Genomic DNA, 14,304 nt, shown 5'->3' with positions numbered 1-14,304 from the left:
CTGACAAACCGAGCATCTTTATCCGATCAGATGGCTCCATCTGATCGGATGATGCTCCAGCATACTGACAAGCCGAGCATCTTTATCCGATCAGATGGCTCCATCTGATCGGATGATGCTCTGGAAATGCTGCCAGCCTTCCCGCCCGAGCGGGACCGGCCTTCCGTCCTCGTCGACCACAACCACATCCGGCTTCCCCGCCACGAACCGGCCGATCCGCGTCAGCCGCACGTCCGCACAGGCCGCCTCCAGCGCCGCCTGAAGCCCGGCCGGGGCGGCGATCAGCAATTCGTAATCATCCCCCCCGGTCAGGATCGTCGCCCGCCAGCCCGGCCCCGCCGCCCGCGCCGCGTCCGACAGCGGCACCAGCCCCGCCTCGATCACCGCGCCACAGCCCGACGCCCTGCACACATGGCCGAGATCCTGCACCAGCCCGTCCGACACATCGATCGCGGCGGTCGCGATCCCGGCCAGCGCCAGGCCGGTGCGCGGCGTGGGCAGCAGCCGGCGGGCCCGCAACCCCCCCGTCGGATCGCCGATCTCGCCGCGCGCCGCCTGCAGCCCGAGCACCGCATCGCCGATCGTGCCGGTGACGAAAATCGCCTCGCCCGGCAGCGCGCCGCCGCGCCGCAGCGCGGTTCCGGGTTCGAGACTGCCAATCATGGTGATCGCCGTCGTCACCGGGCCGGGGGTGGAGGAACTGTCGCCGCCCCAGAGCGGGGCGCCGAACGCCGCCTGGTCGGCGGCGAGCCCGGCGGCGAACCCGGCGAGCCAGGCCTCCGGCGTGTCCGCCCGCAGTGCCGTGGCGAGCAGATAGCCCTCCGGCCGCGCCCCCATCGCGGCGAGGTCGGAGAGGTTGCGGCGCATCAGCTTGCGGGCGACGAGATCGGGCGGATCGTCGGGCAGGAAATGCACGCCCTCGATCATCTGGTCGACCGTCAGCACGGCCTGGCGCCCGGCGGGCGGCGTCCACACTGCCGCGTCGTCCGCAAGGCCCAGCCCCTCGGCCGCGGCGAGCGGCGCGAAATACCGGGCGATGCGGTCGAACTCGCCGCTCACCTCACGCCCGCGCCTCGCCGGCGAACTCGCCCTCCCGCAGCGTGCGGGCAATCCGGTCGAGCACGGCATTGCCCATCTGCACCGCCTCGCCTTCGAGAAACCCGTGCGCCACGTCGAGATACTCGTTGATGACGACGCGCGCCGGCGGCCCATCGGTCATCCACAGCTCCGCACCGGCGGCGCGCAGCAGCGCCCGCAGCACCGGGTCGAGCCGCTGCATCGGCCAGGCCTCCGGCAGCACGCCGGCAATCAGCGGATCGACCATGTCCTGCTGCGCCGTCGCGGTGCGGACGATGCGCGAGAACAGCGGCACGTCCGGCGGCGCCACCTCGCTCTCCTCGGCGCCGAGCAGCCCGGCCATCCGCCCGAAGCGGTGGCGGACGAACTGGTCGATCACCGTCTCCGCCGTCTCGCCGGCATGCTCGCACTGATAGAGCGCCTGCACCGCGGCGGCCCGTGCCAGGGTGCGCGGCCGCGCGCTTTTCCCGGCCGGCTTCATGCCAGGCCCATCCGCCGCGCGAGCGCGATCTGCTTCAGGCAGGCCGAGGCCGCCTCCGCCCCCTTGTTCGACCCCGTCTCGGCCGAGCGCGCCGCCGCCTGCGCGAGCGTATCGACGGTGAGCAGCGCCGTCCCGAGCGGTGCCGCATGGTCGACCGCCACCTGCATCAGCCCGTTCATCGCCGAATCGCAGATGAACTGGTAATGATCGGTCTCCCCGCGCACGACGCAGCCAAGCGCCACGAACCCGTCGAACCGCACCCGCCCGCGCAGTGCTATGGCCAGCGCCTGCGGCAGCTCGAACGCCCCGGCGACGTCCACCGTCTCGACCGTCGCATTGACGCGGCCGAGCAGCATCATCGCCGCCTCGGTCATCCCGTCGACGATTTTGCGATAATAAGGAGCGCGGATCAGCAGGATTCGCGGCGCCGGGCCCGGCAGATCGGGCACCTCGGCTTCGGGGGCATCGGCGGTGCTCATGATCTTGCGGGCTCCTCGATCGGCAGTTGTTCGACGATGTTCAGCCCATACCCCTCAAGCCCGACCACGGCGCGCTTGTGGTTGGACAGCAGGACCATGTCGCGCACGCCGAGATCGGCGAGGATCTGCGCGCCCACGCCATAGTCGCGCAGCACTGCCCCGGTGCGCGCCCCGCCGACGATCTGCTGCAACCGCAACGACACCGCATCCGGCCGCGCCTCGCGGATCAGCACGACGACCCCCCGGCCGGACTGCGCGATCTGCGCCATCGCCCGCCGGAGATCGCGGATATGGTCGCCGCCCAGGATGTCGTCGATGGTGCTGACCGCGTGCATCCGCACCAGCACCGGCTCGTCGGCGGCGATATCGCCCTTGACGAGGGCCACATGCTCGACCCGGTCGATCGTGTTCTCATAGACCACGCTGCGCCATTGCTGCCCGGCGCCATCGGTGATCAGCCCGTCGCCCGCGCGCCGCACCAGCTTCTCCATCCGCCGCCGATAGGCGATCAGGTCGGCGATCGTGCCGAGCTTGAGATTGTGATACTGCGCGAAGGAGACGAGGTCCGGCAGCCGCGCCATCGTCCCGTCATCGTTCATGATCTCGCAGATCACCCCGGCCGGCGTCAGCCCGGCGAGCCGCGCGATATCCACCGCCGCCTCGGTATGCCCGGTGCGCACCAGCGTGCCGCCGTCGCGCGCCATCAGCGGGAAGATGTGCCCCGGCGTGACGATATCCGCCGCCCCGCATTCCGGGTTGATCGCGACCGCGACGGTCCGCGCCCGGTCGGCGGCGGAAATCCCCGTCGTCACCCCCTCGCGCGCCTCGATCGAGACGGTGAAGGCGGTCTCGTGCCGCGACCCGTTGGACTGCGCCATGAGCTTGAGCCCCAGCGTCTCGCAGCGCGCCCGCGTCAGCGCGAGGCAGATCAGCCCCCGCGCGTGCCGGGCCATGAAATTCACCGCATCCGGTGTGGCGAACTGCGCCGGGATCACGAGGTCGCCCTCGTTCTCGCGGTCCTCGTCATCCACCAGGATGAACATGCGCCCCGCCCGCGCCTCCTCGATGATCTCCTCGGCCGAGGCGAGATATTCCTGCAACGACGCGCTCTTCAGATGGTCCATCAGCCTGCCTCCGCCAGCCGCGCCACGTAGCGCGCCAGCATGTCGATTTCGATATTCACCGCGTCGCCCACCGCCAGGGTGGCGAAGCTGGTATGCGTTTCCGTGTGCGGGATGATGTTCACCCCGAATTCCGCCCCGTCAACCTCGTTGACCGTGAGCGACACGCCATTGACCGCAACGCTGCCCTTCGGCGCGATGAAGCGGGCGAGGTCGCGCGGCACCCGGAAGCGCCACCTTGTCGAGCCGCCCTCCGGTTGCGTCGAGACCACCTCGCCCAGCCCGTCGACATGGCCGGAGACGACATGCCCGCCAAGCTCGTCGCCCATCCGCAGCGCCCGTTCGAGATTGACCGCCGTCCCCGCCCGCCAGGTGCCGAGCGTCGTCTTCGACAGCGTCTCCCCCGAAACCTCGACGGCGAACCAGTCCGCCCCCCGCTCGATCACGGTAAGGCAGCAGCCCGAACACGCGATCGACGCGCCGAGCGCCACCTCGCCGATCCCGGCCCAGGCGGGGTTATCCGCCGGCACGCCGATCACGAGCCGCGTATCCGTCGCGGCCCCGCCCGGCCGCAGCTCGCGCACCGCGCCGACCCCGGTGATGATCCCGGTGAACATCGCTCAGTCCCTCCGATAGCGCGCGCGGCGGTCGCCGCCGCAATCCGTTTCGCCCACGCGCGCGAACCGCGCCGCCGCCGCCGGCGTCTCGATGCCGTACCCCGCCACCGCGCCAAGCCCGTCATCGCCGATCACGATCGGCGCGGTGAACCATTCCAGCCGGTCCACCAGATCGGCGCGGATCAGCGCGGCCGCAAGAGTGCCGCCGCCCTCGGCCAGCACCCGGGTCAACCCCGCCCCCCCCAGCGCGGCGAGGGCCGCCCCGAGATCGACGCCGACCGTCGCCGCCGGCACCTCGAACAGCCGCACACCCAGCGCCAGCAGCGCCGCCCGCCGCGCCGGATCGGCGCCGTCGCGATGCACGATCCACAGCGGATCGCGCGCCGCCCCGCGCACCAGCCGGCCATCGAGCGGGATCCGCAGATGCGAATCCACGATCACCCGCACCAGCGGGGTCGTCCGAAATCCCTCGATCCGGCAGGTCAGTTCGGGGTCGTCGGCCAGCACCGTCCCCACCCCGACCATCACCGCGTCATGCGTCCCCCGGAGCGCGTGGCCAAGCTGGCGCGCCGCCGCCCCGGTGATCCACTGGCTCGCCCCGGTCCGGGTGGCGATCTGCCCGTCGAGCGAGGTCGCGAGCTTCAGCGTCACCAGCGGCCGCCCGGCGCGCACGCGCAGGATGAAGCCTGCATTGATCTCCGCCGCCTCCGCCGCCCCGACCCCCTCGACCACCTCGATCCCCGCGGCGCGCAGCCGCGCGATCCCCGCCCCATCGGTCCGCGGATCGGGATCGGCCATGGCGATGACGACGCGCGCGATCCCCGCCGCGATCAGCGCATCCGCGCAAGGCGGGGTCCGGCCAAGATGGGCGCAGGGTTCGAGCGTGACATAGGCGGTCGCCCCCCGCGCCGCGTCCCCGGCCATGGCGAGCGCCTCGGTTTCCGCGTGCGGCCGCCCGCCCGGCGCCGTACGGCCGCGCCCGACCACCGATCCGTCGCGCAGGATGACGCAGCCGACGCTCGGGTTCGGCGCCGTCTCGCCCAGGCCGCGCCGGGCCAGCGCGAGGGCGGAGCGCATCGGGGCCAGATCGTCCATGCCTATTTCGGCTGGTCCATCGTGCCAAGGAACGCCTTGAAATCCTTGGTCTCGCGGAAATCGCGATAGACCGAGGCGAAGCGCACATACGCCACCGCGTCGACCTCCTTCAGCGTGTCCATCACCAGCTCGCCGATCTCGCTCGAGGGAATTTCCGCCTCGCCCGAGGCTTCGAGCTTGCGGACGATGCCATTGACGATCCGCTCGATCCGCTCGTCATCCACCGGCCGCTTGCGCAGCGCGGTGCGGATCGAGCGGGCGAGCTTGTCGCGGTCGAAGCCGACCCGCCGCTGGTCCGCCTTGATCACCACCAGCTCGCGCAGCTGCACCCGCTCGACGGTGGTGAAGCGCTGGCTGCATTGCGGGCAGAAGCGCCGGCGGCGGATGGCGGTGCCATCTTCCGCCGGCCGGCTGTCCTTCACCTGGGTGTCGGCCTCACCGCAGAACGGGCAGCGCACCGCGCATTCACCGGTAGATCGGGAACCGGGCGCAGAGATCCAGCACCTTGGCGCCGACCGCCGCCTCGACCGCATCGTTCGTGCCATCGTTGGAGGCCGAAAGCCCGTCCAGCACCTCGACGATGAACCGGCCGACCATGCGGAACTCCTCGGTCCCGAACCCGCGCGTCGTCGCCGCCGGCGTGCCGAGGCGAATGCCCGAGGTCACCGCCGGCTTGGCCGGGTCGAACGGGATCGCGTTCTTGTTGGCGGTCATGTGCGCCCGCTCCAGCGTCGCCTCGGCCGCCTTGCCCGTCACGTTCTTCGGCCGCAGGTCGACCAGCACGAGATGGCAGTCGGTGCCGCCGGTGACGATGTCGAGCCCACCCTCGACCAGCGTTTCCGACAGCACCCGCGCATTCTCCGCCAGCGCCTTCTGATAGGCGCGGAATTCCGGGCGCAGCGCCTCGCCGAACGCCACCGCCTTCGCCGCGATGACATGCATCAGCGGCCCGCCCTGCAAGCCGGGGAACACCGCCGAATTCAGCTTCTTGCCCAGCTCCGAGTCGTTCGACAGGATCATGCCGCCGCGCGGCCCGCGCAGGGTCTTGTGCGTCGTCGTGGTCACCACGTGCGCGTGCGGCACCGGCGAGGGGAAGATCCCCGCGGCGACCAGCCCGGCGAAATGCGCCATGTCGACCAGGAAATACGCGCCCACCTCGTCCGCCACCTTGCGGATGCGGGCGAAATCGATGAACCGCGGATAGGCCGAACCGCCGGCGATGATCAGCTTCGGCCGGTGCTCGCGGGCCAGACGCTCCAGCTCCTCGTAGTCGAGCGTGCCATCCTCGCGCTTGACGCCGTACTGCACGGCGTTGAACCACTTGCCCGACAGGTTCGGCGCCGCGCCATGGGTCAGATGCCCGCCGGCGGCGAGGCTCATGCCGAGGATCGTGTCGCCCGCGTTCAGCAGCGCGAGGAACACCGCCTGGTTCGCCTGCGCGCCCGAATGCGGCTGGACATTGGCATAGGTGCAGCCGAACAGCTGCTTCGCCCGCTCGATCGCCAGCTCCTCGGCAACGTCCACCGCAGAGCAGCCGCCATAATAGCGCTTGCCCGGATAGCCCTCGGCGTATTTGTTGGTCAGCACCGATCCCTGCGCTTCGAGCACCGCGCGGGAGACGATGTTTTCGGAGGCGATCAGCTCGATGCCGTCCTGCTGGCGGGCAAGCTCGCGCCCGATCGCGGCGGCGAGATCGGGATCGGTCTCGGCCAGCGAGGTGTTGAAGAAGCGCGAGATGTTCGCAATCGGGCTCTGCTCGTTCATGCTTTCGGCTCCGGATTGAGTTTGGCGACCCTGTTCTGGTGACGGCCGCCTTCGAACTCGGTGGTCAGAAACGCGTCGAGGGCTTCGAGCGCGACCACTTCGCCGGTCAGCCGCGCGCCCAGGGCAAGGATATTGGCATCGTTGTGCTGGCGCGAAAGGCGCGCCTCCGTCGCGGTGTGGGCCTGGGCGCAGCGCACGCCTGCATGCCGGTTCGCCGCGATCGCCATCCCGATCCCCGACCCGCAGACGAGCAGCCCGAACCGGGCCGCCCCGGCCTCGACACGCGCGCTCACCGCATGGGCAATGTCGGGATAATCGACGCTCGCCGGCGAATTGGTGCCGCAATCGACCACGTCCCACCCCGCCTTGCGCGCGGCGTCCGCCAGCCGGTCCTTCAGCTCGAAGCCGGCATGATCGGCGCCGACCACCAATGTCCTTGTCTCGCTCATTGCGGCGGCTTAGCACGCCCCGCCCCGCCGCGAAACCGGATTTCCGCCCCGCCGCCATGTCATGCGGCGCGCACAACCGTCCCATGGGGTTGCGGGATCGCCGCCGATCCGCTAATGCGCCTCCCACGGCGGACCCGTAGCTCAACTGGATAGAGCACCAGACTACGAATCTGGGGGTTAGGAGTTCGAGTCTCTTCGGGTCCGCCATCTCCCGCCCCTTCAGGTCCATATCCAGGGGATGCCCTCATGGCCGACACCGCGCCGATCGACCCTCGCCTTCTCGAAGTGCTGGTCTGCCCGCTGACCAAGGGCAAGCTGATCTACGACCGCGAGGCCGCCGAGCTGATCAGCCCCACCGCCGGCCTCGCCTTTCCGGTCCGCGACGGCATCCCGATCATGCTGGTCGACGAAGCCCGCCAGATCGAGCCATGACCGCGCCCGAACCCACCGAGCTGCGCCTGCGCCGCGCCGAGCGGATCCTCGAGATCAGCTTCGCCGATGGCGCGCATTTCGCGCTCGATGCCGAATATCTCCGCGTCGAGAGCCCGAGCGCCGAGGTTCAGGGCCACAGCCCGGCCGAGCGCCAGCTCGTCGCCGGCAAGCAGGGCGTCGGCATCGCCAAGCTGGAGCCGAACGGCAACTACGCCGTGCGGATCACCTTCGATGACGGCCATTCCACCGGCATCTATTCGTGGGACTACCTGCACCGGCTCGGCCGCGAGCACGCCCAGCGCTGGGCCGCCTATCTCAAGGCGCTCGACGCCGCCGGCCTGAGCCGCGCCGCGCCGTAACCCAAGGTCGTACAGCTCGGGTCAGACCCGCCGCGCGCGCCATTCCGCGCCGCTTCCGCGACCGGCTCGACCCATCCATGCGTCCGACTGGCTTGCACCCGCGCCGTTGTCTATCATCTATGAAGACATAGAAACGGATCATGACCATGGACCATCTGACAGACTCCGACGCGCAGCGCCCCATTGGCGCCGACGCCCAGATCATCGAAGGCAGCCAGGCCAGCTTCATGGCCGATGTCGTCGAAGCATCGCGCAAGGTGCCGGTGCTGGTCGATTTCTGGGCAACCTGGTGCGGCCCCTGCAAGACCCTGACGCCGACGCTCGAAAAAGTGGTGCGCGCCTATGGCGGGCGCATCCGCCTGGTCAAGATCGACATCGACGAGAACCGCGCCCTCGTCCAGCAACTCGCCAGCCTCGGCCTGCCGCTGCAATCGGTCCCCACCGTCGCCGCCTTCTGGCAGGGGCAGATCGCCGACCTGTTCCAGGGCGCGCTGCCGGAAAGCGAGGTGCGCCGCTTCGTCGACGCCCTGCTCAAGCTCGCCGGCTCCTCCGCCCCCTCGGCGGACCTGATCGCCCAGGCCCGCGCGGCCATGGAGCAAAACCGGGCCGAGGAGGCCGCGTCGCTCTTCGGCGCCGCCCTCGATGAGGATGAAAACCGCCCCGAGGCCTGGGCCGGCCTGGTTCGCGCCCTGATCGCCCTCGGCGCGGACGACCGTGCTGCTGCCATCCTCGCCGAAATCCCGCCAGCCCTCGCCGATCACGCCGAAATCGCCGCGGCGAAAACGGCGCTGTCGGTGGCGCAGGAGGGCCGCGCCGCAGCCCGGCAACTGGCCGAGCTGCAACAGAAGCTCGCTTCGAACGAAAACGATCACGCGGCCCGCCTCGCGCTCGCGGTCGCGCTGAACGCGACCGGCAACCGCACCGAGGCCGCCGAGGCCCTGCTCGACATCATGCGCCGCCAGCGTGGCTGGAACGACGATGCCGCGCGGCTGCAACTCCTCAAGTTCTTCGACGCCTGGGGTGTGGACGACGCCGACACGATGGCCGCCCGGCGGAAGCTTTCCGCACTGTTGTTCAGTTGAGTTCGCTGTTCGGCATGTCAGGCGCACACGCGCGGCTGGAAGGGGTCCCGGAGGTCTTTCCGGTGTTTCCCCTCACCGGCGCCGTGCTGTTTCCCGGCGGGCGGCTGCCGCTCAACATCTTCGAGCCGCGCTACCTCGCGATGGTGGACGACGCGATGGGCGCCGGCCGCCTGTTCGGCATGATCCAGCCCCTGCCGGATGTGCCGCGCACCGAAAGCGGCCCGGCCCTCCACCGCATCGGCTGCCTCGGCCGGATCACCGCCTTCAGCGAGACCGAGGACGGCCGCTACCTCATCACCCTCACCGGGCTGATGCGCTTCGAGGTCGTCGAGGAAGCCGAGATGCGCCGCGGCTACCGGCGCGTCCAGGGCGACGTCTCGGCCTTCCGCGACGATGTCGATCCCCTCTCCGGCAACCCAGTAGGAGACGAGGCGCCGGTCACCCGCGCCATGCTGGTCGAGGCGCTGCGCCACTATTTCGAGGCAACCGGCATCGATGCGAACTGGGACGCGATCGAGGAGATTTCCGACGAGGCCCTGATCGTGACGCTCTGCATGGCCTGCCCCTTCAGCCCGGCGGAAAAGCAGGCGCTGCTGGAAGCAAAAACCGATTCCGCCCGGGCGGAAGCCCTGCTGGCCATCCTCGAGATCAACGCCCGCCGCGGCTGATCCCGCTCCCGTCGGCCACCGCCTACGGCCCGACACGCGCCAGGTCCCGAGGCGCTCAGATACGCTGCGTCTGCTTCTCCGCGAGGCGCCAGATATAGGCGATGATCTCGGCGACCGTCCGGTAATGCTCGGGCAGAATTTCGGATTCCAGCTCCTGCTGGAACAGCGCGCGCGCGAGAGGCGGGTTCGGCACGATCGGAATCCGCGCGTCGCGCGCAAGATCGCGGATGCGCGCGGCCTGCTCGTCCACCCCCTTGGCGACGATCTTCGGCGCCTCGGCCTGCCCCGGCTGATATTCGAGGGCGACGGCATAATGCGTCGGATTGGTGACGACCACGGCCGCCCGCGCCATCGCCGCCTGCAGGCTCCGCTTGGCCAGCGCGTTCTGCGCCGCCTTGATCCGCGCCTTGATGCGCGGATCGCCCTCCATCTCCTTTTGCTCGTCCTTGATTTCCTGTTGCGTCATCTTCACCGAATCGGCAAAGCGCCGCCGCGTGAGGACGAAATCGATCCCGCCGGCAATCGCCTGGATGACGACGACAGCCCCGAGCATCGCCACGATCGAGCCGAAAATCGCCCTGACCAGGGTCATGTCCGAGCCGACCAGCAGCGTCTCGATCCCGCGCAGCCGATCGACCATGACGATGTAGAGCGCAACGCCGATCGCGACGAGCTTGAGGATGGTCTGCGCCGAGAACCCGAGGCTCTGGGCGCCGAACATCCGGGTCAGCCCGGTCATCGGGTTCAGCCGCGCGAAGCTCAGCCCGAGTGCCGAGGTGTTCAGCCGCAGTCCGGTCTGAAACAGCGTGACGATCGCCGCCGCCAGCACCATCGTCGCGGCGAGCGGCAGCACGATGCCCGCCGCCGCCATCGCCACATCCGATGTCGCCCGCCCGAGCGAAGCGCCGGCATCCATCGTCGCGGCACGGGTGAACAGCGAGGCGAGAACCGTCACCAGATGATCGGCCGAGTCTGGCAGCCGGCTGCTGGTGAAGGCGAACGCCACCACGAGGCCCGCGAGGGAAGCCACCTCGCGCGACGTTCCCTGGCCATGACCGTCGAGCGCCTTTGACAGCCGGATCGGCGTGGCGGCTTCGGTTTTACTTTCCTTGTCTTCATCCATCGCCGGATGACCTCACGCGCCACCGCCCCCGGCCGGCGCGCCTACCAGCTCGCATAGGCCTGCAGCATCGGCAGCGTCGCGTCATGCCAGACCGAGATCATCGGCGAGGCGAGAAAGGCAAGCAGCGCCGTGCCGCCGAGCAGTTGCAGCGGTGCTGCGATGAAGAAGATCTGGATATTCGGCGCCGCCTTCGACATCAGGCCGAGCCCCGCCTGCCAGACAATGCCGATGAAGAGAAACGGCGCCGCGAGATGCAGCGCGGTGACGAATTCCGCCGAAACCGCCTTCACCGCGAATTCCAGCAGCACGCCGGCCGACGGCAGGTGCGCATCGCCGATCCCGGCCGGCAGCGGCAGGGTGCGGAACGAACGGACGATCGCCAGCACCGGCAGCAGGAACAGACCGCTGGCAAAGACGAGCGCGGGCAGCAGCAATCCCATCGCGTTGGCGACGAGCGTGCTGTTCGGCCCGATCGTCGAATTCGGCAGCAGCACGCTCGACAGGCCGATCTGGTAGGAAATGATCTGCCCGGCGACGGGCAGGCTCAGCAGGATCACGCCGGTCAGCCAGCCGAGCGACAGGCCGATGACGACCTCCCGCAGGATCTCGACCGCGAAGACGAGAATCGACGCCGGCAGATGCGGCATCGCGCCGCCGATCAGCGGAACGATGATCGCGGTCAGCGCCACCGACAGCCCGATGCGCAACTGCGCCGGCGCGAAGCCGGCACCCATGAACGGCACCGCCATCACCAGGCTCGAAATCCGCATCAGCGCCAGCAGCGGGCCATAAATCAGGTCGGCGAGGTCATGCGGAAACATCGCTAGCCCACGTGGATCATGGCGCTGAAGATCTGGTGGGCGAACGCCGCAAGCGTGCTGAACAGGAACCCGCCCATGATCATCAGCGTGCCGACCACGGCGGCGATCTTCGGCAGGAACGAAATCGTCGCCTCGTTGATCTGGGTCACCGCCTGCAACAGCGAGATGACGACGCCCGAAACCAGCGAGGCCAGCAAAGGCGGCGCCGAGAGTTTCGCCGCGACCACCAGCGCCGCGTGCAGCGTGGTGATCACCGCCGGATCGGTCATGCCCTGCACGGGCACCTCCGGCGTGCCGCGCGACACAGGCACGGCCCGGCATCGGGGGCGGGCCGGCGCGCGCGCTGGTGCGATGCCTGCATGGTCAGATGGGCATGTTCATGATCGACTGATACGCCGTGATCAGCCGGTCGCGGATCGCGACGGTGGTCTGCAGCGCGACCTGCGCCTGCGCCACCGAGGCGACGACATGGGTGAGATCGCCATTGCCCAGCAGCCCCGCATTTGCCGCCTGTTCGGTCGAGGCGCTTTGATGGACGGCGCTGGTCACGACATTGGAGACAAAATCGCCGAAGCTCGGCCCGGCCGACGAGGACGGCCCGGCAACGCGCCCATAGGCCGAAAGGGCGCTGGAGGGGCTGACCAGCCCGCTGATGGTGCCCGACATCAGATCAGGCCCAGGGTGCGGGTCATCATGCCGCGCGTCGCGTTCATCACCGAGAGATTGGCGTCATACGACCGCTGCGCCTGCTGCATGTCCATGAGCTCCACGAGACTGTTGACGTTGGGCATCTTGACGTAGCCCTGCGCGTTCGCCGCGGGGTTGGACGGATCGTATTTCATCGGGAACGGCGCCTTGTCCCGGCTGATCGCGGCAACCTGGACGACGTTGGTCCCGGCTGCCTGGCTATAGACGTCCTGAAACGCGATCGTCTTGCGCTGATACGGGTTGCCGCCAGGGGTGGAGCTGGTGCTGTCGGCGTTCGCGAGGTTCTGCGCGATCACCTGCAGGCGGGAATTCTGCGCGGAGAGAGCCGCCGCCGAAATGTCCAGCGTGGTACCGAATTTCATGCTGATATTCCCCGATTACGGGTTGGGGCCAAGTGCAGTCGCGAACATTCCAAGGTAGGTCTTGTAGATGTTCACTGCATATTGCTGGTTGATCTGGTTTCCGGCGATCGCCGCAAGCTGGCTTTCGAGCGAGACGCCGTTGCCGTCCGGCGATTTCGCCGCAACCGTCGAGACCCTGGTGGAAAAGGACTGGCTGGACGATGGCGCGATGTCATTGGCGCTGGTCGTGACCATCGCCAGGTTACCGCTCCCGTTCAGCACGTTCGAAAAGGCAACCGGCGCCTTCGGCACATAGCCTGGCGTATCGGTATTGGCGATATTGCCCGCCAGAACGGATTGCGACTGTGCCAGATACATCAGCCGGTCGGCCGCAAGGCCGAGTAGATTCAAGGTCATTTTGCCCTCCGAAACCCGAACGGAAAAATGCCAGCCAAAGCTTAACGAACAGTCAAGGAAACGCGCCGGTAATTTTTTTATTTCCCGGACGCAAAGATCCTAAAATCAATATTAAATTAACTTTTTTACCGTCATGTCACCGCCAAGACCGCATCCCCTCCCAATTCGGCGAGGCGACGAACCGGTCGATCGGATCCGGAGACCTTCATGCGATGAGCATGGCACAAATCGGCAGCGTGGTCATGGCGCTCGGGGCGGTTCTGCTCCTGATCGCGATTGCCGCCTTCTTCCTGCGCAAGCTGCGCTCCGGCCCGGCGCTCGCCGGCCTCGCTGCGTCCTGGGGCATGCCGGGCCAGACCCTGTCCTGCCGTGTGGGCCGCGGCACGACCCTCTCGATCGTCACCCTCGGCGGGCATCGCTTCGCGGTACTGAACGGCCCGAGGACCGACCAGTTCCAGCTCATCCCCTCCTCCGAGCCCGGCAGCCCCGCGCCATGATGCAGCGCCTCCTCCGCCTCGCCCTGCTGTCGCTGGCCGGAGTCGGCCTCGCGCTGCTGGTCTTCCCGCATGTCGCAAGCGCGCAATCGGTCGATTTCCATCTCGGCTCCGGCAGCGCGCCCGAAACCGCGAAGCTCGTGCAGCTCATCCTGCTCATCGGGATCCTCTCGCTCGCGCCGAGCCTGCTGGTGATGCTGACCGCCTTCACGCGGATTATCATCGTCCTGAGCCTGCTGCGCACCGCGCTCGGCACGCAAACCACACCGCCGACCTCGGTGCTGATCGGCCTCGCCCTCTTCCTGACCTATTTCGTGATGGCGCCGGTCTTCGCCCAATCCTGGCATGTCGGCCTCCTGCCAATGACACAGGGCGATGTCGGCACGATCGAGGGGCTGAAACTGGCAGCCGCGCCGTTCCACACCTTCCTGGCCGACAATGCCCGCCCGGCCGACATCCGGGTCTTCCTCTCCCTCGCCCATGTGAAACCCCCGGCGAACATGCAGGACGTGCCCTGGCGCGTGCTGATCCCCGGCTTCGTCGTCGGCGAGCTGCGCCGCGGCTTCGAGATGGGCTTCATGATCTTCCTGCCCTTCATGGTCATCGACATCGTGATCTCATCGATCCTGATGAGCCTCGGCATGATGATGCTGCCGCCCACCGCGGTTTCCATGCCGTTCAAGATCATCTTCTTCGTGCTGGTGAATGGCTGGCAACTCGTCGCCGGCAGCCTGGTGCGCAGCTTCCCGCCCGTCCATTTCTAGAGCATCATCCGA

Annotated in this window: 21 protein-coding genes and 1 tRNA gene; 7 read left to right on the top strand and 15 right to left on the bottom strand. The window is 68.6% G+C overall.

The window, feature by feature from the left end; all coding sequences use genetic code 11:
- Positions 1–90: 90 nt before the first annotated feature.
- The 9 genes from thiL to rpiB are packed head-to-tail and all read right to left on the bottom strand — an operon-like array spanning position 91 to position 7,083.
- Entirely contained in the window at positions 91–1,059 is a 969-nt protein-coding gene (gene thiL / locus HUW10_RS13080) for a thiamine-phosphate kinase (RefSeq protein ID WP_174503908.1), read from the bottom strand.
- Between the two features lies 1 nt (position 1,060).
- A complete protein-coding gene (nusB, locus tag HUW10_RS13075) occupies positions 1,061–1,558 on the bottom strand; it encodes a transcription antitermination factor NusB (protein ID WP_174503907.1) in 498 nt (165 codons plus the stop codon).
- Positions 1,555–2,037 carry a 6,7-dimethyl-8-ribityllumazine synthase gene (ribH, locus tag HUW10_RS13070; protein ID WP_174503906.1) on the bottom strand — a complete coding sequence of 161 codons (483 nt, stop codon included), beginning with the start codon at positions 2,035–2,037 and terminating at the stop codon, positions 1,555–1,557. The genes nusB and ribH overlap by 4 nt, the downstream gene beginning before the upstream one ends.
- Positions 2,034–3,161 (bottom strand): 3,4-dihydroxy-2-butanone-4-phosphate synthase, encoded by a 1,128-nt coding sequence (gene ribB, locus HUW10_RS13065; RefSeq protein WP_174503905.1) that lies wholly within the window; start codon positions 3,159–3,161, stop codon positions 2,034–2,036. Before ribB ends, ribH begins: the two co-directional genes overlap by 4 nt.
- Entirely contained in the window at positions 3,161–3,775 is a 615-nt protein-coding gene (locus HUW10_RS13060) for a riboflavin synthase (protein ID WP_174503904.1), read from the bottom strand. Before HUW10_RS13060 ends, ribB begins: the two co-directional genes overlap by 1 nt.
- A gap of 3 nt (positions 3,776–3,778) precedes the next feature.
- Entirely contained in the window at positions 3,779–4,870 is a 1,092-nt protein-coding gene (ribD, locus tag HUW10_RS13055; RefSeq protein ID WP_174503903.1) for a bifunctional diaminohydroxyphosphoribosylaminopyrimidine deaminase/5-amino-6-(5-phosphoribosylamino)uracil reductase RibD, read from the bottom strand.
- A 2-nt stretch (positions 4,871–4,872) separates the two neighbouring features.
- On the bottom strand, positions 4,873–5,328 hold the full coding sequence (gene nrdR, locus HUW10_RS13050; protein ID WP_174503902.1) for a transcriptional regulator NrdR: 456 nt from the start codon (positions 5,326–5,328) through the stop codon (positions 4,873–4,875).
- Between the two features lie 7 nt (positions 5,329–5,335).
- Positions 5,336–6,634 carry a serine hydroxymethyltransferase gene (gene glyA / locus HUW10_RS13045; protein WP_174503901.1) on the bottom strand — a complete coding sequence of 433 codons (1,299 nt, stop codon included), beginning with the start codon at positions 6,632–6,634 and terminating at the stop codon, positions 5,336–5,338.
- On the bottom strand, positions 6,631–7,083 hold the full coding sequence (rpiB, locus tag HUW10_RS13040) for a ribose 5-phosphate isomerase B (RefSeq protein WP_174503900.1): 453 nt from the start codon (positions 7,081–7,083) through the stop codon (positions 6,631–6,633). Before rpiB ends, glyA begins: the two co-directional genes overlap by 4 nt.
- Before the next feature lie 130 nt (positions 7,084–7,213).
- Here rpiB and HUW10_RS13035 point away from each other — a divergent pair.
- From HUW10_RS13035 to HUW10_RS13015, 5 genes are all read left to right on the top strand, one after another.
- Positions 7,214–7,290 (top strand) — tRNA-Arg (locus HUW10_RS13035).
- 39 nt (positions 7,291–7,329) lie between these two features.
- Positions 7,330–7,515, top strand: a complete 186-nt coding sequence (locus HUW10_RS13030) for a Trm112 family protein (protein ID WP_174503899.1) — start codon at positions 7,330–7,332, stop codon at positions 7,513–7,515.
- Positions 7,512–7,874, top strand: coding sequence for a gamma-butyrobetaine hydroxylase-like domain-containing protein (locus tag HUW10_RS13025; RefSeq protein ID WP_174503898.1), 363 nt, complete (start codon positions 7,512–7,514; stop codon positions 7,872–7,874). The genes HUW10_RS13030 and HUW10_RS13025 overlap by 4 nt, the downstream gene beginning before the upstream one ends.
- Before the next feature lie 146 nt (positions 7,875–8,020).
- Positions 8,021–8,956, top strand: a complete 936-nt coding sequence (locus tag HUW10_RS13020) for a tetratricopeptide repeat protein (RefSeq protein WP_174503897.1) — start codon at positions 8,021–8,023, stop codon at positions 8,954–8,956.
- A 14-nt stretch (positions 8,957–8,970) separates the two neighbouring features.
- Positions 8,971–9,624 (top strand): LON peptidase substrate-binding domain-containing protein, encoded by a 654-nt coding sequence (locus tag HUW10_RS13015; protein ID WP_174503896.1) that lies wholly within the window; start codon positions 8,971–8,973, stop codon positions 9,622–9,624.
- A 55-nt stretch (positions 9,625–9,679) separates the two neighbouring features.
- On the opposite strand, the gene HUW10_RS13010 is transcribed toward HUW10_RS13015, so the two are convergent.
- From HUW10_RS13010 to HUW10_RS12985, 6 genes are read right to left on the bottom strand one after another with little or no spacing between them, the layout of a single operon-like run.
- Positions 9,680–10,747, bottom strand: a complete 1,068-nt coding sequence (locus HUW10_RS13010) for a flagellar biosynthesis protein FlhB (protein WP_174503895.1) — start codon at positions 10,745–10,747, stop codon at positions 9,680–9,682.
- 41 nt (positions 10,748–10,788) lie between these two features.
- Complete coding sequence (locus HUW10_RS13005) at positions 10,789–11,568, bottom strand: flagellar biosynthetic protein FliR (RefSeq protein WP_174503894.1); 780 nt, start codon at positions 11,566–11,568, stop codon at positions 10,789–10,791.
- Between the two features lie 2 nt (positions 11,569–11,570).
- On the bottom strand, positions 11,571–11,879 hold the full coding sequence (locus HUW10_RS13000) for a flagellar biosynthetic protein FliQ (protein WP_236656381.1): 309 nt from the start codon (positions 11,877–11,879) through the stop codon (positions 11,571–11,573).
- A gap of 52 nt (positions 11,880–11,931) precedes the next feature.
- Positions 11,932–12,234 carry a flagellar hook-basal body complex protein FliE gene (locus HUW10_RS12995; protein ID WP_174503893.1) on the bottom strand — a complete coding sequence of 101 codons (303 nt, stop codon included), beginning with the start codon at positions 12,232–12,234 and terminating at the stop codon, positions 11,932–11,934.
- Positions 12,234–12,638, bottom strand: a complete 405-nt coding sequence (gene flgC / locus HUW10_RS12990; protein ID WP_174503892.1) for a flagellar basal body rod protein FlgC — start codon at positions 12,636–12,638, stop codon at positions 12,234–12,236. The genes HUW10_RS12995 and flgC overlap by 1 nt, the downstream gene beginning before the upstream one ends.
- Before the next feature lie 15 nt (positions 12,639–12,653).
- On the bottom strand, positions 12,654–13,034 hold the full coding sequence (locus HUW10_RS12985; protein ID WP_174503891.1) for a flagellar basal body protein: 381 nt from the start codon (positions 13,032–13,034) through the stop codon (positions 12,654–12,656).
- 212 nt (positions 13,035–13,246) lie between these two features.
- Between HUW10_RS12985 and HUW10_RS12980 the strand changes: the two genes are divergently transcribed.
- On the top strand, positions 13,247–13,531 hold the full coding sequence (locus HUW10_RS12980; protein WP_174503890.1) for a hypothetical protein: 285 nt from the start codon (positions 13,247–13,249) through the stop codon (positions 13,529–13,531).
- On the top strand, positions 13,531–14,292 hold the full coding sequence (fliP, locus tag HUW10_RS12975) for a flagellar type III secretion system pore protein FliP (RefSeq protein ID WP_174504875.1): 762 nt from the start codon (positions 13,531–13,533) through the stop codon (positions 14,290–14,292). Before HUW10_RS12980 ends, fliP begins: the two co-directional genes overlap by 1 nt.
- Positions 14,293–14,304: the final 12 nt, after the last annotated feature.

The sequence above is a fragment of the Acidiphilium sp. C61 genome, assembly GCF_905116885.1.
In the GTDB taxonomy this organism is placed as follows: Bacteria; Pseudomonadota; Alphaproteobacteria; order Acetobacterales; family Acetobacteraceae; genus Acidiphilium.
This window is presented reverse-complemented; position numbering and strand designations above follow the sequence as displayed.